The organism is Planococcus sp. APC 3906 (assembly GCF_030407685.1).
Classification (GTDB): Bacteria; Bacillota; Bacilli; order Bacillales_A; family Planococcaceae; genus Planococcus; species Planococcus koreensis.
The window spans coordinates 71,700-95,765 of record NZ_JASDCW010000006.1 but is presented as its reverse complement, the minus strand read 5'-3'; the positions used below and the strand labels follow the sequence as shown (position 1 = coordinate 95,765).

Sequence of the window (24,066 nt, the reverse complement as noted above, 5' to 3'; positions counted from 1 at the left end):
CATGTTGTGTACGGAAAAATATTTGATACAATAAACTTATTACGGAAAAATATTCTTTTTTCAAACAGGAGGTTGTATGATGCAAATCGGAGTTATCGGACTTGGTAAAATGGGCTTGAATCTTGCATTGAACCTAGCGGACCACGGCCATGAAGTCGTCGGCTATGACAGCCATGCGGTAATTGAAGAAAGCGGTTTCACGAAGGTTTCATCAATTAAAGAACTGGTTAGCGAGCTTTCGGCGCCCCGCACAGTTTGGCTGATGGTGCCGGCTGGAGAAATTACGGAATCGGTCATGTCGGAAGTGGCTGGATTGTTGGAAACCGGCGATTCGATTATTGACGGCGGCAACTCGAATTATAAAGACAGTGTGCGCCGGGCGGAAGAATTGAAAGCAAAGGGCATCTTCTTATTCGACTGCGGCACAAGCGGTGGCACGGAAGGCGCACGCAACGGCATCTGTTCGATGATCGGCGGCGACGCTGAGAAGTTCAAAGACATCGAACCGTTATTCCAAGGCATTTCAGTGGAAGATGGCTATCTGTACACAGGTGAAGCGGGAAGCGGACATTTCTTGAAAATGGTCCACAACGGCATCGAGTACGGCATGATGCAGTCGATTGCGGAAGGATTCGAAATCCTCAACAAAAGCAAATTCGACTTTGACTACGAAAAAGTGGCGGGCGTCTGGAACAACGGTTCCATCATCCGCTCTTACCTCATGGGGCTTACGCAAAATGCTTTCTCGAAAGACGAGAAATTGGAAGGCATCCGCGGCGTGATGAATTCATCCGGCGAAGGCAAATGGACAGTGGAAACGGCGCTTGACCTGAACGTTCCGGCACCGGTTATCACGTTGTCATTGATGATGCGCTACCGTTCGCTTGAAGACGACACATTCACAGGAAAAGTCGTAGCCGCGTTGCGCAATGAATTCGGCGGGCACGCGGTCGAAAAGAAATAACATGAAATTATTCTGGAATGTATATTAAGGGGGAAACGAAATGTCAGGTTCAACATTGATCATGGTGGCGCTTGCCGGTATTTTTCTATTATTGTTTTTGGTAATCCGCACGAAATTGCATGCGTTCGTCGCACTTTTGCTCGTCAGTTTACTGGTTGGTATCGCCGCGGGCATGCCGCTGGGTGAAGTTATCACTTCGATTCAAAACGGAATGGGCGGCACATTAGGCTTTGTCGCGGTCGTCGTCGGACTCGGCGCGATGTTTGGAAAAATGCTTGAAGTATCGGGCGGGGCAGAACGTTTGGCTGCGACGATGATCAATAAATTCGGCGAAGACAAAGCGCAATGGGCGCTTGGCATCACCGGCTTTATCGTAGCTATTCCGGTATTCTTCGATGTCGGTTTCATCATTTTGGTGCCAATCGTCTACGGTTTAGCACGTAAAACAGGCAAATCGCTTTTGCATTACGGGATTCCGCTTTTAGCAGGTCTTGCCGTAACCCATAGTTTCATCCCGCCGACACCAGGGCCGATTGCGGTCGCTCAGCTGGTAAATGCTGAACTCGGATGGGTCATCTTATTTGGTACAATTGCAGGGATTCCAGCCATGATCTTGGCAGGACCTGTATTCGGCCGCTACATCGGCAAAAAGATCCACCTTGAAATTCCGGATTATATGGAAATTGAAGAACGCGAATACGACAAGGATCTTCCGAGCTTTGGCATGATCACATCGCTGATCCTTATCCCGCTTGTATTGATTTTATTGAATACCGTTTCATCGGTGCTGCTTGAAGAAGGCAATATAGCACGTGACATCTTCGTCTTCCTTGGACATCCGTTCGTTGCGTTGACAATTGCGACATTGCTGACATTCTACTTGCTCGGCACAAAACGCGGCTACTCGCGCCAAGAAGTACAGGATATTGCAACAAAAGCGCTTGAACCTGCCGGCATCATCATCCTTGTAACAGGCGCCGGCGGTGTCTTCAAGCAAGTGTTGATCGACTCTGGCGTCGGTGAAGTATTGGGCGACATGATGGGCGACTCGGCATTGCCGCCGATCGTACTGGCATTCCTTATCGCGACAGCTGTCCGCGTCGCACAAGGTTCCGCGACTGTTGCCATGGTAACCGCTGCCGGCCTGATCACGCCGCTCCTCGAATTGGTCGGCATGACAGGGCCCGCCCTTGGCCTGATCGTTATCGCTATCGCTTCAGGCGCAACCGTCCTGTCACACGTCAACGACTCCGGCTTCTGGCTGGTTAACCGATACTTCGGCATGGACGTCAAAGACACCTTAAGATCCTGGACGGTCATGGAAACCATCATCGGCCTCACAGGTTTCATCGTAGTCTTGATCATCAGCTTCTTTATCTAATAAAACGGGGAAAGCTAAATTACACTTAAATGGTAAAATAGTTGTGATGCCGATATTCCGCAAAACAGCTATGCTTGCCGCGGGCGAGTGCCCGAGAGGGTTTCGTCACTCCATCGCTTCACTGCTCCCTGGGGAGTCGGAGCTGTTTTGCTCCATACCTTGAGAACCAAAAGAAACCTTAGACAGTGTGTCTTTTTGGTTCTTCGGTAAAAGAAGTGACTGTATGTTTAGGAAATCTCTTTGAATGAAGTGCAAGGCGGCGACTCCTGCGGGATAAGCGAGACAGGCGAGACCCTGCAGGAGCGCAGCGACGAAGCGGCTCGGCGCTCGCCCCGCGGAAAGCGTCCGCCTGGAACGAAATGAAAAGTTGAACATCTCAACAACCTGAAAAGAAAAAAGGAAAGAAAAAGGACCAACTCCTTTTTCTTTTTCTTGTATCTAAAGGAGGGCTAGCATGCCTGATCAATCGTATTATTTGGGTGTAGATATTGGAACAACATCAACGAAAGCTGTGCTGTTCGATAAAAAAGGCACAGTCGTGGAATGCGAGACGGTCCTGTACCCGCTCCACACACCGAACCAGCTGATCGCCGAGCAGGACCCGGAAGAAATTTTCCGCGCGGTACTGGCATCTGTGCGGGAGACGCTGCGCAAAAGTGCGATTCCCGCCAAGTCGCTGGCACTGGTATCGTTCAGTGCAGCGATGCATAGCCTGATCGCCATCGGCAAGAACGGTGAATTGCTGACGCAAAGCATTACCTGGGCAGATACCAGAAGCGCGCAGCATGCCAAAAAAATCAAAGAAGAAATGGACGGCCACGAAATTTACTTGCGCACAGGGACGCCAATCCACGCCATGTCGCCTCTGGCCAAGCTTGTTTGGTTAAAAGAAGACGAGCCAGCCATCTTTGAAGCAGCCGAGAAGTTCATCGGCATCAAAGAATACGTCTTCCATAAACTGTTCGGCGAGTACGTCATCGACCATTCCCTCGCTTCTGCGACTGGCTTGTTCAATTTGCAGAATCTCGATTGGGATGAAGGGGCGCTCGGCGTTGCGGGCATCACTGCGGAAAAACTTTCCCGCCCCGTGCCGACAACGCATCTGCAGACGGGATTGTCTGCAGAATACGCAGCGTTCATGGGCATCCGGCAAGATGTACCTTTCGTCATCGGCGCAAGCGACGGCGTGTTGTCGAATCTCGGCGTCAATGCCATTGACCCAGGTGTCATCGCAGTGACAATCGGTACGAGCGGCGCCATCCGCACAGTTTCACCGGTGCCGAAAACGGATCCGAAAGGGCGGACGTTCTGCTACGTCCTGACAGAAGATCATTGGGTCGTTGGCGGACCGGTCAATAACGGCGGCATCGTCCTGCGCTGGCTGCGGGATGAATTCGCCACTTCTGAAACGGAAACGGCAAAACGCCTTGGCATCGATCCATACGACGTTCTGACGAATATCGCTTCCAACGTCAATACAGGTGCTGATGGCTTGTTGTTCCTGCCATACCTGACAGGGGAGCGAGCTCCTCTCTGGGATGCCAATGCCCGCGGCTCATTTTTCGGATTGAGCATTCACCACAAGAAACAGCATATGATCCGCGCCGTGCTTGAAGGCATCGTCTTCAATCTTTATACGGTCCTGCTCGCTGTTGAAGAATTGACGGGAGAGCCGGTGCGCATCCAGGCATCGGGCGGCTTTGCACGCTCTGAAATGTGGCGTCAGCTGATGGCAGATGTTTTCGACAAGCCTGTCATCATCCCGGAAAGCTTTGAAAGCTCTTGTCTTGGGGCGATTGTGCTGGGCATGTATGCAATCGGTGAAATCGAAGACTTCAGTATCGTGTCTGACATGATCGGGGAAACGCATACCCATTCTCCGGACCCGGAAGCGTCTGCAATTTATCGTGAACTTCTGCCCATTTACATCCGCTTGTCGCGGCTGTTGAAAGACGAATACGAAAGCATCTCGGATTTCCAGCGCAAGCACATACACTGATAGCCTTTAACCTGAATTTTATGCCATAAAGCCCGCAGCCTTTTTCTGGCTGCGGGCTTTTTTTAATTGGAATCTGGAATAATTTTTCCAATAAACTTCAATAAACTACTTTAATAAAATGTCTTTTCAGGGTAAACTAAAGAAAAGTCAAATAGATAAAAATAACTACTCTTTTTTAATTTAGATAGGAAGTGTGGGCTATGTCGAATAGCAGCTTAGAGCTCTTAAAACGGGAAGTATCCGACAAAAGGGCTGAAGGGAAATACCGTGAAACCATTGAAAAAGGCTATATTCTACTGGAACAGGCAAAGAGGAGCAGCGATTCGAAAGCCATACTGGCGGCCTACTTGAATATTGCCGCATCGTATTATTTTATTGGCGATATCGAGGAAGCCTTTAGATGCATTGAGTCCTATAGGGAAGTATGCGAAGACCAAGGAGACGAGTCGGATCATTTAAATTTATATCATGTGCTGTTTCTCTTATATGAATACACGAAAGACTACCGGCGAGCAAAGGAAACTTTGCGCAAAACCATCCGGACAGGCCAACAATTACAGAAGCATAAGCTCATCAGCGTGGCGTATGGCAATATGAGCCATGTGTACTTGATGGAACAGCGTTTTGCCGAAGCATTGGAGGCTGCTGTCAAGGCACTGGATTATGCTGAACAGAGCGGTGCATTAAAGCCGATTCGGTTGATGAGGATTAAGATGAACGTAATCAAAGCCCAAATTGGTTTGGAAAACTTCGAGGAATCGGGCAAAGCGCTCGATGAATTGTTGAATGACCCGATGCTTGATGATTTTATGCCGGAAAAATCGCAATGCTACAGTATCCAGGGCGCTTGGTATGCTGAGCAGAAGCGTTATAAAGAAGCTTTTGCGGCATATACTTCCGCCAAAGACTTGGCAGAAAGCTACAAGGACATGCAATTATTGCAAAGCATCGAAAAAGAACGATGCCGTTTATGCGAGTTGATGGAAGATATCCAATTGGGCTACGCCGTTCAGAAGCAATATATCCAATTGCTCAACGAAATCCATCACAGCGAGTTGGCACTTGCCGCGTTAAAGCTTGATATCAAGCACAATATCGTCGAGTACGAACGAAAAGCGAATACGGATTACCTGACAGGATTGTATAACCGCAGCTACATAGAAATAACGACCAATAAATGGCTCAAGCAGGCGGCCGTGACACATGAAAAAATATTGTGCCTTGCTTTTGACATTGACGACTTCAAATCCATCAATGACAGCAATGGCCATCTATTCGGAGATGAGGCAATCAAATTGGTCAGCCAAGCCTGTTCGAAAGTGTTCCGGGAAGAAGATTTGGTCGGCCGCTATGGCGGCGATGAATTCGTCATCTTGATCCAGGGAGGTTCGCTGGAAATCGGCGAGAAAAAGGCGATGCAGCTCCAGCAGGCGTTGGCCGCTATTGAATTTGAGGGCGGAGCGGCGACTAGGCCACTGACTATCAGCATCGGCATTTCCGATAATTTGAACGGCAAAGTCAAGAGTTTTAAAGAGCTATTCCACATGGCGGATACTTGCCTGTATAAAGCAAAGCAGAATGGGAAAAATCAAATCGTCCTTGCGTAAAGGCCAAATATCGCCTCTTGCACCAGCACATCACGTCTTTAATTCAGCGTGATGTTTTCTTTCTCTTCAATTTATCAGAAAACATATTTAATTTAGAGAGAGCTTCTGCTAATATGAAGAGAGTTGAGCGCGATACGCAGGATACAGGCATGTGTGGATGTGTGAAAGAACAGAGCCGGCTTTGATGCCGGCTTTTTGAGAGGATTTTTCTGCCTTTTTCATTTCAGCGGGCATCAGTTTTATCGAGAGGAGAAGAGGAAATGGATGGGCGTTTGTATGCAATGTGGTGGACAGCAGTAGTATTAGTCGTATCCGGCATCACTCTGAGTTTATCCAGTACGGCTTTTGGCCAGGCGCGCGCGAGTGGATGGTTGAATCGCCAGTATGACAGCATAGGAGACGGAGAAACTTATCAATTGATCATGGAAACAAATACGCTTGTTTTTGTTGTTTTTGGCAGTATCTTATTCGGAGCCGGGATTTTGCTGGCGCTCGCCAGTATGGGACTGCAGCTTTTCGCAGCCAAGCCGAAGCGGCCAACAGAGCTTGATGAATCACTCACGGAAGCAGAAATACATTAATCGGGGAAAGGCTGACGCAGATGGCGCATATCTTTTTAACTTCTAAAGGTTTTTTTACAAAATCGGTAAAAGATGATTTTCTGCAGCTTATTGACGGCCGGATTTCTGTTCTAAAAGCAGCAATTATCACAACCGCTTCTTCGAAAAAGGAAAAAAACCCATTCGCCGTGAAAACAAAAGAGGATTTTCTGGAGATGGGGCTTATGACGGTGGATTTTCTGGACGTCGAATTTGAAGACGCCCGGAATTTATTGGCATACGATGTGTTTTACATATGTGGAGGCAATCCGTTCCGCTTGCTGCGCGAGTTGAAGGAAAGTGGGGCGGAGACGGTCATCGAAGAGCTGATGGAGCGCGATACCGTTTTCATAGGAGTCAGCGCCGGCGCCATGATTTTCGGTCCCCATATCGAAATCGTCAATTGCTTTACACCCTCGATGAATACCGTGAACTTAAAAGACTTAAAAGGATTGGGCATTTTTCCAAAGCCGATTTTCCCGCATTACGGCCGGGAAGATAAATTCCCCGACAGTACCGGTAAAACGGTGGAACAGCGGATTGCTGAATTCGAAGCGGCACATAATCTGCAGGTAGAACGGCTGACAGACAGCGATGTCCTGTTGATAGAAAGGTGATTTTTTGTGGAGACAACTGAAAAGATCTTGATCCGTGTTTATAAAGACAGCGACTTTCCGGCCATCCAACGGCTGAATGAATCAGAAGGATGGACAAACCTTGCATCGAAGCCAGATGTGGTTAAAGCCGCATGGCTGCATTCGAATGTGGCGTTCGTTGCGGAACAGCAAGGGGAAATTATCGGCTGCATGCGCGGCATGACAGACCAATTCATCACGCTGTATATTTGTGAATTGCTGATTGCTGAAAATCGGCGCGGCGAGGGCATTGGCAAAGCATTATTAGCGCATGTCCATGCCCTGTACCCGGAGACGCGTATGGAAATGCTGGCGAGCAGCACGTCCCAAAGCTATTACGAAGCGCATGGCTACCGCCCGTTCTACGGCTTCCGCAAAACGTTCAATGAATAATAATGTCCATGCAAGCCCAATTGGCGGACGGAAAGGGGGAATCTCTCTTTCCGATCCGTTTTTATTCTGCCTGAAAAGGGGGTATAATTCAGAAAAAGCGAAGTTGGAGGAACATGGATGGGGAATAGATATGAGCCATTTTAAATTATATATAATCCTGGTGGCAGTGATGTTCGCCTGGGGGATGAATGTGCCGGTCATGAAATACCTGACGGCGCAGATGGGGCCGGTGACGATGACATCGCTGCGCATCTTCCTTGCAGGGGTGATGGTCTTCGCAATTCTGGCGGTTTTCAGGCTTGTCCGAAAGCCGACGAAAGAGGAATGGCCGTTTATCGCAGTGGGGGCGCTGCTCAATGTCGTTATCCATCACTACCTGATTTCCATAGGAATTTCACTGACGAGTGGAACGAACTCGGGCTTGATCATTGGCTCCAGCCCGATCATGACGGCTGTCTTGAGTTTGGTATTGCTGCGGCTGACGCCGACAAAATGGCAATGGCTCGGATTCATCCTTGGATTTATCGGCGTCGCTGCCACTGTATTAGCGGGCAATGCGCAAGCAAGTACGGCCTCTGCCGGAGATTTATACATATTGCTCGCCATGGTAGCCCAAGTGATGAGCTTCATGGTCATCAGCAAAGCATCAAAAACGCTGGACCCGCGCTTGTTGACGGCGTATATGTTCATCATCGGCTCCGTGGGGATTTTCCTGATCAGTTTGGTGACGGAACCTGGTGAATGGCGTGCGTTCGCAGACATGGACACCACGTTTTGGCTGATGCTCTTCGGTTCCGGAATAATTGCAACAGCGATCGGGCATATGCTGTATAACCATGTCCTGGGGAAAGTAGGGCCTTCGAAAGCGGCTATCTTCATTAATTTGAACACGTTTTTTGCGCTTCTCGGTTCCGCTGCATTCCTCGGAGAAACCATAACAGGCTACCATTTGATCGGCTTTGTCGTCATCGTTTTCGGGGTGTTATTGGGGTCAGGGGCGGCGGAAGAGCTGTGGCGCATGAAGATTAGGTCATCTAAAAGCCAGCATTAAACCGTTCCCCCAAGGGAGCGGTATTTTTATAGTGTTTTATTTTGCAATTTCTGAGCTCAATGATCGTTTTGCAATGAAAGGGAAGGAGTGCCGGGCCTCCATGGCGAAATGGAATAGGAGAAGAAAAGGAGGAGGCAGCATGGGATTTACAGCTTTGGAAACCGAACGGCTTGAGCTTGCTGAGATCGGCCAGCAGCACAAAGAAAACATTTATCAGATTTTGTCGCGCGACGATGTGATGCAGTATTACGGCACCGATAAATTTACGGATCCCGAGCAGGCAGCCGCAATGATTCAGTCATTTAGCAAAGGATTCGAAAGCGGCATGGCGGCTCGCTGGGGAATCATCTTGAAAGAAAGCGGTGAACTTGTCGGCACCATCGGCATCCATAACTGGAACAAGCGCGTGGGAAGAGCGGAAATCGGCTACGAGCTGCATCCCGACCATTGGCGGAAAGGCATTGCGAAAGAGGCGGTCCATGCAGTATTGGACCATTCGTTCAATGAGCTGGGGATATTTCGGATGGGTGCAGTTGTCTTTCCAGAAAATGAGGTTTCTCTTGGGATGCTGCAAAAAATCGGGTTTCAGAAAGAAGGGCTGCTGCGCGCTTATTTGCATCAAGGCGGACGTCCGCACGACAGCTTCATGCTTTCTTTATTGAAAACAGAATGGAAGGTGTAAGATGAAACAGATTATTGCAATGGGCGGCGGAGGGTTCTTGATGGAACCGGAAAATCCGTTGCTCGATCATTACATATTGGCGCAATCGCCAAAAGAAGAGCCGAAAATTTGCTTTATCCCGACGGCCAGCGGCGATTCGGATACAGCCATCAGCAAGTTCTATGATTTTTTCAGCAATCAAAGGTGCGTGCCATCCCATCTGTCGCTGTTCAAGCCGCCGGCCAGGGATTTGGAAGCGTTCGTGCTGGATAAAGACATCATCTATGTCGGCGGCGGCAACACCAAAAACCTGCTGGTGCTTTGGAAAGAATGGGGGCTGGATGCGATTCTCCGCAAAGCGTGGGAGCAAGGGGTCGTCCTTTCGGGAATCAGTGCCGGGTCGCTTTGCTGGTTCGAAGACGGCGTGACGGATTCGTACGGCGATAAGCTGGAACCGATCCAGCCGCTCGGTTTTCTGGCAGGCAGCAATTGCCCGCATTATGACGGGGAGGAAGAGCGGCGTCCGGCCTATCAGCAATTGGTGGAGTCCGGCGCGGTCAAAGGCGGGATGGCAGCAGATGACGGGGTAGCGCTCCATTACATCGGCTCGGATTTTGTGCGTGCCGTCAGCTCAAGGCCCGCTGCCAAAGCTTACCGGGTGGAATACGACGGAAAATTAAAAGAAACGGTATTGCCGGTGGAATTTCTAGGGGAGGGTTGACCCGTGAAGAGCAGAGTAGAATCACCTGGCAAGTTGCTGCAGAGCGAGCGGTTGGAATTTCGCATATACCGGGACGAGGATTTCGAATTTCTTTGCTCGCTTCTAGGCGATCCGCAGGTAGTGCGCTTTATCGGCGACGGTGAAACCCGCAGCCGCAGCCAAGCTTACGAATTCCTCTATTGGATTTACCGGTCATACAAAGAAGCGCCGGAAACCGGTTTGCGGCTGCTGGTGCGGCTCGAAGATGGAAAACCGGTCGGCCATGCCGGTTTGGTCCAGCAGACGGTAGATGGAGCCGAAGAGCTCGAAATCGGCTATTGGATCGCCCCGCAATACTGGGGTTTGGGCTATGCCAAGGAAGCGGCTGCGTCAATCCGCGATTACGGCATCGAGCGGTTGGGAAGAAAACGCTTTGTGTCGTTGATCCAGCCGGAAAATAAGGCTTCCCGAAAAGTGGCGGAATCGATCGGCATGGGTTTTGAGAAAGCCGTATCCATGGGCGGCAAGGAAGTTTTTGTGTATTCGCTTGATGTGGCGGAAGATGGTGGAAAGAAGGGCTGATATGATAGAAGTTTTTCAACTCCATATACCTGGTCTTGATAGGGGCCGGGCTATTCGGGTGTATGTTCCAGAGGGGTATTACGAGACGAACCAGCGTTATCCGGTCGTTTATATGCAGGACGGTAAAAATGTGTTCGCGGCCGATGAAGCAAATGATGGCCAGTCACTCGAGCTGGAAGAGTATCTTCAAAAGAGCGGGCTTGGCGTCATCGTAGTGGCAGTTGAACAGAATAGCGAAGAGCGGCGCAATGAATATTGTCCGTGGCCAAACGGCGAATACAGCAAAAAAATGCTCGAAGATGAACATGTATCGTTTGGCGGCAAAGGGCACGGCTATTCGGAGTTTTTGGTTCATGCCTTAAAGCCGTATATCGACCGGACATACCGGACGCTTCCGGATTCGGCAACGCTTGCCGGCATTTCACTGGGTGGATTGATCACCGTGTATACCGCGTTGCGCTATCCGCGGACCTTCAGGAACGTGGTCATCTTTTCTTCTGCATTTTACGCCAACCGGGAGGAAATCGAAAACTTGGCTGCTGCAGCTGATTTATCGGCGATCGCCAGTTTTTATATGGATTGCGGCACGGCTGAAGGCCCGTCGCCGCATATACAGAAAGCGTTTCTTGAAAATAGCCGCTCTTTCTTTGCCATTATAAAGAAAAAATTGCCGCACCTCCGTTTCAAGGAAATTGAAGGCGGCGAACACCATTACGACCATTTCAAGAAAAGGCGTGAAGAATTATTTTCGCATCTGGGGAGAATTGCGATGCCTGAAATCTGAAGGTTCCCACTCCTTTCCTCTTTCTGCTATAGTGGAAATAAGGGCAGTATCCTAATCGAACTGCACCGGCTTTGCCTGGAAGACCATAAAAAAATAAGTTCGCCTTGATCTTCAAACGACAGGGACGGAGAAAACCAACTGCTCAATTCCTGCCCTCCTGTCCATTTTTTGCACAGGAGGGCTTTTAATCGGTTTTCTCCCCGAAAGGAGAGAAAAGTAAATGAAGAACACAGCATCATTATTGAAAATGAAAAAAGAGGACGAGAAAATCGCCATGTTGACGGCGTACGATTATCCGTCGGCCAAACTTGCAGAAGAAGCCGGAGTCGATGTCATCCTAGTCGGCGACTCGCTGGGCATGGTCGTGCTCGGCTACGATTCGACGGTCAACGTGACGATCGCCGACATGATCCACCACGGCAAAGCGGCACGCCGAGGCGCACGCGACACATTCCTGGTAGTCGACATGCCATTCGGCTCGTTCCACGGTGATCTTCACCAGACGCTGCAGAACGCCATCCGCATCTTCCAGGAAACCGGAGCGGAAGCGCTGAAGCTTGAAGGAGCGGATGAAGTGGTCGATGTCATGCGCCTGCTGACGCGCACCGGCATCCCAGTTGTGGCGCATCTGGGTTTATTGCCGCAGACGGCTGGTGTTCTGGGCGGCTTTAAAGTGCAGGGCAAGACTGCGCATGCTGCTCAAAAACTGATTGAAGACGCGAAAGCATGCGAAGCATCCGGAGCCTGCATGCTCGTCCTCGAATGCATTCCATACCAACTGGCCCGCGAAGTCACTGCAGCCGTATCGATCCCAGTCATCGGCATCGGCGCTGGCGCGGATACCGACGGCCAAGTGCTGGTTTACCACGACACCTTGAAATACGGTTCCCATCATTTGCCGAAATTCGTCCGTTCATACGCGGAAACCGGGGAAATGATGAAGAATGGCTTGAGCGCCTATGTTGCGGAAGTCAAAGCTGGGGCATTCCCGGCCGAAGAACATCGCTTCACGATGAAAGAAGACGAACTGCAACAATTATACGGCGGCAAATAAAAGCCGGGAGTAAATGCGGGGCTGTTGCATAATCCAGAGAAATTTTTTGATACTGCGCATGAACGCATTCCGCCGCTGTGGAATGCGTTTTTTCGATTGAGGAGCCCTTTGCTTTGGCAAAGGGCTCAGACTTGTAGACAAAATCTAATCAACATGAATAACTGTGTATACTCCAACCGATTTGGCCACTTCGCTTTCCGTGGGCTCAGCTTCAGCCTCCTCGTCACTGACGTTCCTGCGGGGTCTTCAGCCTTCGCTGTCCCACAGGAGTCTTCGTGGCCAGACCGGTTGTTAGCAGGTGGCTCATATTAGAGAGAGTAACCAAAGAATTCACTTTTCGTAAGCCATCTCTCAAGGATTCGGAGCGCAATGCGGCGACTCCTGCGGAAGAACGGAGTGATGAGACCCCGCAGGAGCTTGCGACGAGGAGGCTCAGCGCTTCGTCCGCGGAAAGCGTCCGCATGGAGTGCAGAATCCGGTATACCTAAGATGAAATGACTTTTTATTTTTTAAATAAAATAAATATTTATTTGTCTACTACCTGAGCCCTTTGCTTTGGCAAAGGGCTTTTCATAATATGCTTTTGAGTTTGGTTTGTGGCTTGATGCTGTTATGCTAATGCCGGTTAAATTCCAAACAGTTCATGTTAACGATGGGCGAATGCAAGCTGTTTTTCAGCGAATGCGTGTTAACTTCGAGTGAACGCCTTTACAAAAACTTTTAGCGCCTGTTAACAAAAAAGGATGCTAAGACAACAAAAAAAGCCTGCCCCGCAACGGGACAGACTTTACTAAATTTACTGGATATATGGTGATGGGTTTACTGCATTTGAGCGTGCACCGTTCCAAGATCCGATGTGGATTTCAAAGTGAAGGTGAGGACCGGTCGAGCGTCCTGTGCTTCCCATTGCGCCGATGAACTGGCCTTGTGAAACAGCTTGCCCTGCAGATACGCCTACAGAGTTCATGTGTGCATACGCTGTTGCGTATGAACGTCCGTTGATCGAGTGCGTCAGGATAACTACATTGCCGTAGCCGCCCATGTTGCCGGCGAATGATACATAACCGCCAGCTGCTGCAACGATTGGTGTGCCAGTCACGTTTGCGATATCAAGTCCCAAGTGGGATTCAGCACCTGCGCCGATGTCACGTCCACCGTATCCTGATGTGAATCTGCCAGCAGCCGGTTTGATGAAGTTTGCGCTGCCGACTTTAGGTGCTGGTGCCGATGCGTATGAAACGGCTGGTGTTGAGCTTTTCGCTGAAGCTGCTGCCGAAGCCGCTGCTTTTGCTGCTGCTGCAGCCTGTGCTTTACGTGCAGCCGCTTCTTCGCGCTGACGCTTCAACTCAGCTTCTCTTGCTAATTTAGCAAGGCGGGCTTGCTCTTTTTCAATTTTAGATGCAAGTCCTGCACCGATTGTCATTTGCTTATCGTGCTCTGATTCCAAAGAAGCTTTCTCTTTAGCCAATCGTGCTTGTTCTGCTTTCAGGTCCGCTTCAAGCTGGGCCTGCTCTTTTTTCTGGCCGTCCAGTGAAGCTTTCAACTCGACAAGTTCAGCTTTGCGCTGTTCCTGCTCAGCCAATTTCGTTTCGACTTGCGCTTTTTGTTCAGCAAGCAATTTTTTATCAGCTGCTTGTTCACGCATGATTTCGCGGTCAGCTTCGATTAACGTATTTACTGCTGAAAAACGGTCAATAAAATCAACAAAGCTGTTTGCGCCAAGCAATACATCTATGTAATCTACAGATCCGCCGCTCATCTGAATAGCGCGGGCACGTTCTTGCAATAATTCAGTACGCTCATCGATTTTGCGCTGTAATTCCACGATAGAAGCCTGCAATGCATCGATTTCAGCTTTAGTTTGATCGATTTGAGCTTGGACATCGGCGATTTTCGCTTCAGTTTCTTGAACTTTTTTGTCCAATTCCATAATTTTTCTCATAATCGTTTCAAGTTTCGTTTCGTTTTCCGCGATTTCGTTTGCTTTTTCACGGATTCCAGAATTCAATTCGCTCTGTTTTTGCTGCACCTCTTGTTGCTTGCTTTTTAGCTCTCCCAATGAATCTGCATTAGCTGCAGGAATGAAAATTGATAGAGCCAACACTGCGGCAATCGCGCCGGCAGTAAGTTTAGATAATAAATTCACTTCTTGTTTCCCCTCTCTCATTTCCTTATGTCTATGTGTCAAAGAGTAATCATCTATATTGAAAAAGTAAAAATCAGTGATGAAAACCGCTCTAAAAAAGCCGGCAAAAGTATTGTACCACCATAAACACTAATTTTTTATTACAATTGCGTATCAAATGGTTTAGGAAAGTATGACAAGGGTAATAGGGGAAGCTATATTATTTTTGTAACAATCAAAAAAACTCCTTCTCGAAAATAACAGAGAAGGAGTTTTCTAATTATTCAACTATTATTCTGAAATTGTATCTTCGGATCTAACAACTAAAACATCCACTTTTGCAGTGCGCACAATTCGCTCCGACACGCTGCCGAGGAAGATGCGTTCCGCGGAACTTAAACCGGTTGCGCCGCAGACAATCAGATCCGCATTCAACCGTTTGGCAAGTTCTCCAGGAATTTTCGCTTTGGCATTGCCCAATTCTACAATGATATTAACGTTGTGGACGCCGCCGATTTCAGCCTCTTTTTTATATTGTTCCAGCAGTTCCTGCGCGGATGCTGTAGCTTTATCAGCGAACTCGCGGCCATATGCTTCAAGTGAGCCGAACGATGTGTCAATGATGCTGACCAAGTTCAACGAAGCGTTGTTTCTGGCTGCAATTGCCACCGATTTTTTAAAAGCCAGTTCCGCGGCTTTTGAGCCGTCAATAGCTACGAGAATTTCATGGTATTTCAATGTCATAATGAATTCCTCCTTCTCTGTCTTAACTAATCTTCTATAAACAGCGTTACAGTTCCTGCTTATTGGCCAAAGTTTTTTGGAGAATGTGGCGAGGTGAAACACATCTTCAAAAAGAAAATGCTGTCAGAAAATTCAGTTCGGAAAAAATGGGTAATTATGTTATGATTGCAGTAATAGATTAGGGAAAAGGCCGGCCGACAAGGGGGCGTGTTTTTTTGGAAGAACAAATGATGGAAGGCAGCTTGGCGACTGAATTGGCGGAGCTTCGAACGATTCGCCATAGCATCAAGGAATACAATAAAGGAACCTATCTTTTTCAAGAAGGCGATGCCATCAAGGGCGTCTATATTATGCAGGCAGGGAAAGTCCAGATTGGCAAAGTGACGCCGAATGGCCGTGAGCTGACGCTGCGCATTTGCGGACCAGACCAATTGGTCGGGGAAGTGACGGTATTTTCGGACCGTTCCATTTATATGCTGGATGCGAAAGCGCTGGAAGATGTCGTCTGCATGAAAATTGCTATTGAAGACCTGGAAGAAGCGCTTTTGGAAAATGTCAAACTGGCTGCCGCCTTTATGCGGTGGATGGGCCTCGATCAACAGAAAACGCAGACCAAATTCCGCGATTTGATGCTGCACGGCAAAAAAGGAGCGCTGTATTCTACGCTCATCAGGCTCAGCAATAGCTATGGCGTGCCAAAAGCTGAGGGTGTCCTTATCGATATGGTGTTGACGAATCAGGAGCTGGCGAATTTCTGCGGCATGACCCGGGAAGTGGTCAACCGCATGCTCAATGACTTGAAGAAAAAGCAGAAAGTCTCTTTGGTGGAAGGAAAAATACTGATCCACGACATCGCATTTTTAAAACACGAGATCAATTGCGAGAATTGCCCAATTTCATTTTGCAAGATTGATTGAGAGAAGTAGAGCTCCCGGCTTATTGTTGTGCAGACGACGATAGACCGGGGGCGTTTTTTATGAGGCAAACGACATGGCATTTCTGGAATAAACGGAATTTTCTCGATATTTTCTCGACAGTTTCATATTAAAATGAAAAAAAGAAAGCCCTGAAACCGCTCTTAAAAAACTTTCCAAGAGGTGAAACCGAATGGCAAAGCATGGAGAACATCATCATCCTGAACAGCACGACGTTCCGGCAATGCAGCCACACAGCGAACCTGCCAGCCACCCCGAAAAAGCGCAGTCAGAACATGGCAATAACGGGCATCATGCTCACCAAGGACACGGCGACATGGTGGAAGACTTCAAGAAGCGCTTTTATATTTCGCTGATTCTTACCATCCCGATTTTGGCTTTATCCCCCATGATCCAGCATTTTATGGGAGTCGACTGGCGCTTTGACAACGATCTCTATATTTTATTCGCATTATCAACAGTGGTCTTTTTTTACGGCGGCTGGCCATTCTTGATCGGCGGAATCAATGAACTGAAGGAAAAGAACCCGGGCATGATGACTTTGATCGCTTTGGCCATCACGATTGCCTATAGCTACAGCACCGTTGTGGTTTTTGGGTGGGACGGCAACCAGCTGTTCTGGGAGCTCGCGACTTTAGTCGTCATCATGCTCTTGGGGCATTGGATTGAAATGCGTTCGATTATGGGCGCGTCCAATGCCTTGGAGCAACTGGTCAAACTGATGCCGAGTGAGGCGCATCGGTTCGATGAACACGGCCAAGTCCACGATGTGCCCACAGCCGAAATCCGCGCCCACGACCGGGTGCTCGTAAAACCGGGTGAAAAGGTGCCGGTCGACGGAATCATTATAGAAGGAAAATCAACGGTCGATGAATCGATGCTGACGGGAGAATCTGTTCCAGTTAATAAAGCGGCGGAAGAAGAAGTCATCGGCGGCTCGGTCAATAAAGAAGGTTCGCTGGTCATCGAAGTGGAAAAGACTGGGGAAGATTCTTATTTGGCGCAAGTGATTCAGATGGTGAAAGAAGCACAGGAATCCCAATCTAGAACACAGGATTTAACGAATCGCGCCGCTAAATGGCTGTTTTACCTGGCATTGGGGGCGGGCTTTGTGACGCTGTCCGCATGGCTTGCGCTCGGGTATGCGTTCGACACCGCAATTGAACGGATGGTGACCGTCATGGTCATTGCTTGTCCTCATGCGTTAGGGTTGGCCGCGCCACTGGTTGTTGCGGTTTCGACATCGATTTCTGCGAAAAAAGGGCTCTTGATCCGCAATCGGGCGGATTTCGAAGGGGCGCGGAATTTGGATGCCGTCGTATTTGATAAAACCGGAACACTGACGTTAGGAGAGTTTGGTGTAATGGACGTTGTGCCAGCCGGCGATTATGGCGAAGAGGAAGTCTTGCAGCTCGCAGCAGCGATTGAACAAAACTCAGAACACCCGATTGCCACAGGCATCGTCAATTCAGCCAAAGCAAAAGGGCTGTCAATCGGCAAAGTAAGCGGCTTTGAATCGATTACCGGCAAAGGGATCCAAGGCATGGTGGATGGCCGGAAAGTCAATGTCGTCAGTCCCGGCTACGTGAACAGCAATGGACTTGATTATGATAGCGAGCAGTTTAATCGCTTATCGGAAGAAGGAAAAACTGTGGTTTTCGTGCTTGTGGAGGAACAGCTCGCGGGAATGGTGGCGCTGGCAGATATCGTCCGTGATACGGCGAAGGAAGCAGTGGCTGCATTAAAAGAAAAAGGGATCCATTCGATCATGCTGACGGGCGACAACCGGAAAGTGGCGGACTGGGTAGCGAAGCAGGTAGGCATCGACGAAGTGTACGCGGAAGTGCTGCCGAATGACAAAGCCCAGCAAATTCAACGCATCAAAGACAGCGGCAGAAGAGTGGCGATGACTGGCGACGGCGTGAACGATGCACCGGCACTCGCGACAGCCGATCTGGGGATTGCCATCGGAGCGGGTACGGACGTTGCGATGGAGACTGCCGATGTAATACTCGTCAGAAGCAATCCGAACGATGTGGTCGCACTGATCGACCTGTCGAAAAAAACCTATCGAAAACTGGTGCAGAATTTATGGTGGGCCACCGGCTATAACATTGTCGCGATTCCTTTGGCTGCAGGGGTTCTCGCACCGTGGGGGATTCTCATCAGCCCGGCAATCGGGGCGGTCTTTATGAGTTTGAGCACGGTTATTGTCGCGATCAACGCCAAGCTTTTGAAGGCTTAACGTTGATTGGCCAACGTAAACTGTTTCTATATAAAGAACTTTTTTAATTCATTAAGTCCAGGGGGAATCAGAGGAGCTATGGGAACTATTAGAGAGAAAGATCAATCATTTGCACCAGTAATAGAACATGTTAAAAACACGGCTAGGCTGGTTGACTGCACCGGATCAGCGCTTTTGATCATGCACAATGGCATGGTCACGGTGGAAGAATATTGGGGAACACATTCAGCGGGTGAAAATGCGAAAGAAATTGGCGCAGCGAGCCAGTTCCATATTGCTTCCGTCAGAAAAAACTACATCGGTTTTGCAGCGGCTTATGCTGTTTACGAAGGATTTATAAAATCAATCGATGATTTAGCAACAGATTATTACCCAGCGGCAGACCTTGAAATTTATAAGGGAGTCACGATTCGGCACCTCTTAACGCACACCCATGGCCTCAAGAAAAACGGATCGGAAATCCAGAAAGAATTTTTGCCGGGTGAAAGCTGGGCTTACCGCGGTATTGGGATCAATACACTAACTAAGGTTATCGAAAATGCCACAGGACAGACTATTGCTGAAATTTTGCGCGAACAAGCCTTCGCTAAGATGGATTTCACCGAAACTGGTTGGTACGCAGAAATGAACGAAAATCTGGTTGAGGTGATACGGAATCCTGATGATCCGAGCTGGTACAACGGAACAAGCATTTGCGGCGATGAAAGAAATATGTATGCATCTGCCAGAGAGCTCGCAAGGTGGGGAGAGCTTCACCTAAACGAGGGTCTCATAAACGGAAAAAGGATTGCTCCGCGCGAAATCATTGCGTTAGCGACTTCTCTTCAAAGCCCGGAAACGATTGATGCGGATCTTCCTCAAAATGGCTTCTTGTGGTTTGTGAAAGATTCACCCGCCGTAAAGTCGGAAATTGGGGCATCTGTTCCAAAGGGATCATTTCAAATATTGGGCTATACGGGCGTGACTTTGCTGGTGGTTCCTAAATACAATCTGGTAGCGGTAAGAGCATTTAACAGTTTCGGGTCGCCTGAAGGTTACGATTATCTAAAAGACGTAAGAACTTTTGGAGATACGATCATGGCTTGCATCATTAATTAAAATAACCTCATGCTGATGAATTGTTTGTGTCGTTATGCATTAAATTTATTTCCAAATAAATGGAACGCTTTGTCTTCCTGTTGCGTATACAAATGTATTAGCAGCTTTTCAGTAACAAGAAGACAAAGGGGGAGACGGGTTTGAAACGGTTTCTGTATTATTTCATCTGGACACTGGCAATCGGATTTGTTTTGTACTTGGGGATGCAGCTTCAGCAGCAAATAGCTGAAACCGCACAAAGGACATTTAATCCCTTGCCGCGCCAAGCATACATCGCATTGTTTCCGGTAGTTATGGGCTTGCTGATCCGCACGCCGAAATTCATCCTGCAAATGAAAAATAGAGACGCTTGGAAATTTGACTGGCCGCTTTTCGCTGCGGTTGGATTGCCAGCACTTTATCTTGTTTTCATGACATTCGTACCCTTCTTGCCAATAGGCGAAGGTTGGCTTCGCATTCCGGATATTATTTTGCTGGGTGGAACGACTGTCCCGACGATTGCGGGGGTCGTTTTGGGATATATGGTTTTGGCTGGATTCAAGGATACGGGCTCTGCAAGAGATGGCGAGCGTTTTTAAAAGAAAGGTAATTATCTATACATGGAAATGATTTTAAGTTTCATGGAATTATTGCATACAAATCAAGCTTTAGACCAAAGAAACCGGCCATCCTTTCAACATTAGGATGGCCGGTTTCTCTGTTCAATTGATTTTTACAAAATCATTCCCTTTGACATATCGAATAAAGTCGATATAAGATAGGCGCATGGATAATTTAAATGTTTTAGATGTTTTCAAAGCATTGTCAAACGAAACTCGTCTTAATATTTTGAAGTGGCTCAGAGAACCGGAGAAGAATTTCCCGGCACAGCAAGCGCATCTGCCGAAGGAGGTAAGCATCAAGGGCGGCGTTTGTGTAGGGGATATTCAAGAAAAGGTGAATTTATCTCAATCGACCGTTTCCCATTACTTGTCGCTCATGCAAAAAGCAGGTTTACTGGAAGCAGTGCGCTACGGGCAATGGACGTATTACAGACGAAATGAAGAGACATTGGCGAAAGTTGCTAAATTCATCAACGAAGAAATTTAGCAAAACGCGGTGTCTTTTTTTGATTTCCAATATCGAGATTTTTAGATATATCTATATGATATTCATCCATAAGATTCAAAGAAGAAATAGGAGTGAGTTTTTCATGGACACAGCAGTAAAAAAAGAATCATTGAGCACGAAACAGAAAATTTTAGCATTTACGTTAACCCTTTTGACGTTTGTCATGGGGACGAGTGAATTTGTCATCGTCGGTTTGCTGACGGAAGTGTCATCAGATTTAACGATCAGCCTTGCCGTGGCGGGCACTTTGGTATCCGGCTTCGCCATTGCTTATGCGATCGGTACGCCGATTGTAACAGTCTACGTCAGCCGCTTCCCGAAATATCCGCTGATGCTGACGCTGATTTCTTTGTTCATTATCGGCAATACCATCAGCGCGTTATCGAGCACTTATGAGCTTTTGATCTTTTCCCGGGTTATTACGGCTGTCGTCAGTGGTGTATTGGTTGCTCTGTCGATGAGCATTGCCAGCGACATCATGCCGGAAAGCAAGAAGGGTCCCATCATTGCGCTGATTTTTGCCGGCTTCACGATTTCCAATGTCATCGGCGTCCCTTTAGGCACATTAATCGGACAGCTGGGCAATTGGCAGCTGACGTTTTGGTTCACGACACTTTTAGGAATCATCAGTTTGATCATGGCGATTTTTATCCTGCCGAGAAAACTGAAAGTGCAAAAAGGATCGGCCAAGGAACAGCTGAGCTTGCTGGGCAATCCGCGGATGATTCTGGCATTCTTTATCCCGACATTTTCAATTGCCGGAACGTATACGATTTATACGTATATCACACCGATTCTTGAAGAAGGCTTGGGGATTGCGACGGGCTATGTGAGCGTGATTTTATTGGCATACGGCGCATTTTCAATCTTCAGCAATGTGCTGGCCGGAAAAATCGCCAGCCAGAACGGCGTAAGCAAGCTTCGCTATGTATTTATTGTCCAAGCGGTTATTTTAGGCTCTTTGTACTTTACAATGGGATCCACGTTTGCCGGGCTCGTCAGCCTGATGGCCATGGCAGTCATGATTTATGCAATGAATGCAACGATCCAAATGTATTTGATGAACTTGGCGACGGTGTATTCACCGGGAGCGAAAGATTTCGCGTCATCCTTAACGCCGGTTGCGGTTAATATCGGCATTGCGTTGGGTGCGACACTTGGCGGATACGTGGTCGCGAACGGCGGCTATGTCCACCTGTCATGGGTCGGCGGCTTGAGTGCGCTGATCGCTTCGGGCTTGGCGTTTATCAGCTACCGCATGGATGCGAAAGAAGATTTCGCCGGTTCGGAAGCGGAAGAAGGCTTTGAAGTATAGAATTTTTTATTTATATAGAAGAAGATGGAGCGGTTGATCACCTTTTCAATGTTTTACGGCAAGTCTTTTTCTAAACTCACCGTTTCATTTTCCCCAAGAATGCAGAAGCATTCTTGGGGTTTTGTTGAATCCCTATTAAAATGTTCAAAACTAGAAAAGAAGCTACTCTTCACTTTCGTACTATTCAGTCTTTTCGTTTGAACCCCTCCACTCTTTCAATTATGATAAAAGTGCATCAAAGAGTGAAAGTCTCGAAATCGAAGCATGATCACAATTTGAGGAGGAATCAGTTTTATGACGAAAATCGGCATTATTACTGGCAGTACACGGCCTGGGCGCAATAGCTTGCAAGTGGCGGAATGGGTCAAGGGAATTGCAGACAAGCGCGGAGACGCAGAGTACGAAATAGTGGATTTGAAGGAATTCAATTTACCGATGTATGCGGAACCGATTTCGGCTGCGTACAGCCAGGATTACAAAACACCTGAAGCCATTCCGTGGGCAAAGAAAATCACGGAGCTGGACGGCTATGTGTTCATTACCCCCGAATACAACCATGGCGTAACGTCAGCGTTGAAAAATGCCATCGATTATTTGTATGTGGAATGGAACAATAAAGCAGCCGGCATTGTCAGCTACGGTTCAGCGGGCGGTGTCCGCGCGGCGGAGTCGCTGCGGATCATTCTGGCTGAATTGCAGGTGGCGAGTGTGCGCACACATCCGGCGATGTCGTTATTCACTGATTTTGTCGATATGCACGAGTTCAAACCGGCAGCAGTCCATGAAAAGTCGGTCGGCGTCATGTTGGATCAAGTCAATGCATGGACAAATGCCTTGCAGCCGCTGCGCAATAAATAAGAAGTGACCAAAAGAAGATTCCTGATGTCGGGAATCTTCTTTTTTGATTTTGAAATCAAGTTGTTGACGGTTTAAAAAATGCATGGTATTATTATCTCGAATTAAAGATAATTTATTCGCAAGTACGATTCACTTTTCCAGCCACTGATTTGGGCTCAAATTTTTTTAATCATATATCTCGAATTCGAGATATTAACCCATACTTTATTTAAAGGAGAGATTTTCATGAATGAATTAAAAGGAATCCACCACGTAACGGCCATCACGAGCAGTGCCGAAAAGAACTACGAGTTTTTCACCTATGTACTGGGCATGCGCCTGGTCAAGAAAACAGTGAACCAAGATGATATCCAGACCTACCATTTGTTTTTCTCGGATGACAAGGGTTCAGCTGGCACCGATATGACGTTTTTCGATTTTCCCGGCATCCCGAAAGGCACGCATGGCACGAACGAAATTTACAAAACAGCGTTCCGCGTCCCGACTGACGAAGCTTTGGCTTACTGGGTCAAGCGTTTTGATAAATACGAAGTGAAACATAAAGGCATCCAGGAAGTTTTCGGCAAACAAACCATTTCGTTCTCGGATTTCGACGATCAGCAATACATGCTGATTTCTGACGAACACAACGAAGGCGTCGCAGCTGGAACGCCGTGGCAAAACGGCCCGGTGCCGCTTGAATTCGCAATCACTGGGCTGGGTCCGATCCACATCCGCATTGCGGAATTCGAACAATTGAAAGAAGTATTGGAAAAAGCGCTGCTGATGCGGGAAATCGCTAAAGAAGGATCGCTGCACCTGTTCGAGGTAGGCGAAGGCGGCAATGGCGCGCAAGTGATCGTTGAGCACAATAAATTGCTGCCGGCTGGCCGCCAAGGCTTTGGCACTGTCCACCATGCGGCATTCCGGGTAGCGGATACCGATGTTTTGAAAGAATGGATCGACCGCATGCAAACATTAGGATTCAACACATCGGGCTATGTGGACCGTTTCTTCTTCGAATCACTTTACGCACGTGTGGCACAAGGCATCCTTTTCGAATGGGCGACAGACGGACCGGGCTTCATGGGCGACGAGCCGTATGAAACGATGGGTGAAAAATTATCCTTGCCGCCATTCCTCGAAGGAAAACGCGAAGCGATTGAAAAAATGGTGCGTCCGATCGATACGGTACGCAGCACACGCAAAATCGATAAAGAATATTTGTAAGGGAGAAAATCGATAAA

The 24,066-nt window shown here is 48.2% G+C and carries 23 protein-coding genes; 21 read left to right on the top strand and 2 right to left on the bottom strand.

Going from position 1 to position 24,066, the window contains the following annotated elements; genetic code table 11:
• Positions 1 to 79: 79 nt before the first annotated feature.
• The 13 genes from gnd (at position 80) to panB (ending at position 12,410) form a co-directional block, all read left to right on the top strand.
• Positions 80 to 964, top strand: coding sequence for a phosphogluconate dehydrogenase (NAD(+)-dependent, decarboxylating) (gnd, locus tag QMA09_RS05675; RefSeq protein ID WP_135502208.1), 885 nt, complete (start codon positions 80 to 82; stop codon positions 962 to 964).
• A gap of 40 nt (positions 965 to 1,004) precedes the next feature.
• A complete protein-coding gene (locus QMA09_RS05670) occupies positions 1,005 to 2,345 on the top strand; it encodes a GntT/GntP/DsdX family permease (protein ID WP_290212362.1) in 1,341 nt (446 codons plus the stop codon).
• A 454-nt stretch (positions 2,346 to 2,799) separates the two neighbouring features.
• A complete protein-coding gene (gntK, locus tag QMA09_RS05665) occupies positions 2,800 to 4,344 on the top strand; it encodes a gluconokinase (RefSeq protein ID WP_290212361.1) in 1,545 nt (514 codons plus the stop codon).
• Between the two features lie 200 nt (positions 4,345 to 4,544).
• Positions 4,545 to 5,951 carry a tetratricopeptide repeat-containing diguanylate cyclase gene (locus QMA09_RS05660; RefSeq protein ID WP_290212360.1) on the top strand — a complete coding sequence of 469 codons (1,407 nt, stop codon included), beginning with the start codon at positions 4,545 to 4,547 and terminating at the stop codon, positions 5,949 to 5,951.
• A 260-nt stretch (positions 5,952 to 6,211) separates the two neighbouring features.
• Positions 6,212 to 6,532 (top strand): hypothetical protein, encoded by a 321-nt coding sequence (locus tag QMA09_RS05655; RefSeq protein ID WP_290212359.1) that lies wholly within the window; start codon positions 6,212 to 6,214, stop codon positions 6,530 to 6,532.
• A gap of 20 nt (positions 6,533 to 6,552) precedes the next feature.
• Positions 6,553 to 7,167 carry a Type 1 glutamine amidotransferase-like domain-containing protein gene (locus QMA09_RS05650; protein WP_135502143.1) on the top strand — a complete coding sequence of 205 codons (615 nt, stop codon included), beginning with the start codon at positions 6,553 to 6,555 and terminating at the stop codon, positions 7,165 to 7,167.
• A gap of 6 nt (positions 7,168 to 7,173) precedes the next feature.
• Positions 7,174 to 7,578, top strand: a complete 405-nt coding sequence (locus QMA09_RS05645) for a GNAT family N-acetyltransferase (RefSeq protein ID WP_135502141.1) — start codon at positions 7,174 to 7,176, stop codon at positions 7,576 to 7,578.
• A gap of 130 nt (positions 7,579 to 7,708) precedes the next feature.
• Positions 7,709 to 8,629 (top strand): DMT family transporter, encoded by a 921-nt coding sequence (locus QMA09_RS05640; protein WP_135502139.1) that lies wholly within the window; start codon positions 7,709 to 7,711, stop codon positions 8,627 to 8,629.
• Positions 8,630 to 8,768: 139 nt separating this feature from the next.
• Positions 8,769 to 9,311, top strand: coding sequence for a GNAT family N-acetyltransferase (locus QMA09_RS05635; RefSeq protein WP_135502137.1), 543 nt, complete (start codon positions 8,769 to 8,771; stop codon positions 9,309 to 9,311).
• Between the two features lies 1 nt (position 9,312).
• Positions 9,313 to 10,011 carry a Type 1 glutamine amidotransferase-like domain-containing protein gene (locus QMA09_RS05630; RefSeq protein WP_290212358.1) on the top strand — a complete coding sequence of 233 codons (699 nt, stop codon included), beginning with the start codon at positions 9,313 to 9,315 and terminating at the stop codon, positions 10,009 to 10,011.
• Positions 10,012 to 10,014: 3 nt separating this feature from the next.
• A complete protein-coding gene (locus tag QMA09_RS05625) occupies positions 10,015 to 10,572 on the top strand; it encodes a GNAT family N-acetyltransferase (RefSeq protein ID WP_241666133.1) in 558 nt (185 codons plus the stop codon).
• 1 nt (position 10,573) lies between these two features.
• Entirely contained in the window at positions 10,574 to 11,356 is a 783-nt protein-coding gene (locus QMA09_RS05620; protein ID WP_290212357.1) for an alpha/beta hydrolase, read from the top strand.
• Between the two features lie 220 nt (positions 11,357 to 11,576).
• A complete protein-coding gene (gene panB / locus QMA09_RS05615; protein WP_290212356.1) occupies positions 11,577 to 12,410 on the top strand; it encodes a 3-methyl-2-oxobutanoate hydroxymethyltransferase in 834 nt (277 codons plus the stop codon).
• Positions 12,411 to 13,206: 796 nt separating this feature from the next.
• Here panB and QMA09_RS05610 read toward each other — a convergent pair.
• Positions 13,207 to 14,556, bottom strand: a complete 1,350-nt coding sequence (locus QMA09_RS05610; RefSeq protein WP_421958242.1) for a murein hydrolase activator EnvC family protein — start codon at positions 14,554 to 14,556, stop codon at positions 13,207 to 13,209.
• A 270-nt stretch (positions 14,557 to 14,826) separates the two neighbouring features.
• Positions 14,827 to 15,279, bottom strand: coding sequence for a universal stress protein (locus tag QMA09_RS05605; RefSeq protein ID WP_135502129.1), 453 nt, complete (start codon positions 15,277 to 15,279; stop codon positions 14,827 to 14,829).
• Between the two features lie 227 nt (positions 15,280 to 15,506).
• On the opposite strand from QMA09_RS05605, the gene QMA09_RS05600 reads away from it, so the two are divergent.
• The 8 genes from QMA09_RS05600 to QMA09_RS05565 all read left to right on the top strand — a co-directional run bounded on the left by QMA09_RS05600 (position 15,507) and on the right by QMA09_RS05565 (position 24,049).
• Complete coding sequence (locus QMA09_RS05600) at positions 15,507 to 16,196, top strand: Crp/Fnr family transcriptional regulator (RefSeq protein WP_290212408.1); 690 nt, start codon at positions 15,507 to 15,509, stop codon at positions 16,194 to 16,196.
• A 190-nt stretch (positions 16,197 to 16,386) separates the two neighbouring features.
• The gene (locus QMA09_RS05595; protein ID WP_483313544.1) at positions 16,387 to 18,459 is read left to right on the top strand and encodes a copper-translocating P-type ATPase; all 2,073 of its coding nucleotides are present in this window, start codon (positions 16,387 to 16,389) and stop codon (positions 18,457 to 18,459) included.
• A gap of 78 nt (positions 18,460 to 18,537) precedes the next feature.
• Positions 18,538 to 19,557 (top strand): serine hydrolase domain-containing protein, encoded by a 1,020-nt coding sequence (locus QMA09_RS05590; RefSeq protein ID WP_290212355.1) that lies wholly within the window; start codon positions 18,538 to 18,540, stop codon positions 19,555 to 19,557.
• A gap of 140 nt (positions 19,558 to 19,697) precedes the next feature.
• Complete coding sequence (locus QMA09_RS05585) at positions 19,698 to 20,135, top strand: hypothetical protein (RefSeq protein WP_290212354.1); 438 nt, start codon at positions 19,698 to 19,700, stop codon at positions 20,133 to 20,135.
• Positions 20,136 to 20,322: 187 nt separating this feature from the next.
• The gene (locus QMA09_RS05580; RefSeq protein WP_135502123.1) at positions 20,323 to 20,646 is read left to right on the top strand and encodes an ArsR/SmtB family transcription factor; all 324 of its coding nucleotides are present in this window, start codon (positions 20,323 to 20,325) and stop codon (positions 20,644 to 20,646) included.
• Between the two features lie 103 nt (positions 20,647 to 20,749).
• The gene (locus QMA09_RS05575) at positions 20,750 to 21,982 is read left to right on the top strand and encodes an MFS transporter (RefSeq protein WP_290212353.1); all 1,233 of its coding nucleotides are present in this window, start codon (positions 20,750 to 20,752) and stop codon (positions 21,980 to 21,982) included.
• A 294-nt stretch (positions 21,983 to 22,276) separates the two neighbouring features.
• Positions 22,277 to 22,840 carry an NADPH-dependent FMN reductase gene (locus tag QMA09_RS05570; protein ID WP_290212352.1) on the top strand — a complete coding sequence of 188 codons (564 nt, stop codon included), beginning with the start codon at positions 22,277 to 22,279 and terminating at the stop codon, positions 22,838 to 22,840.
• Between the two features lie 225 nt (positions 22,841 to 23,065).
• Positions 23,066 to 24,049 (top strand): ring-cleaving dioxygenase, encoded by a 984-nt coding sequence (locus tag QMA09_RS05565; RefSeq protein WP_290212351.1) that lies wholly within the window; start codon positions 23,066 to 23,068, stop codon positions 24,047 to 24,049.
• The last annotated feature ends 17 nt before the right edge of the window (positions 24,050 to 24,066 follow it).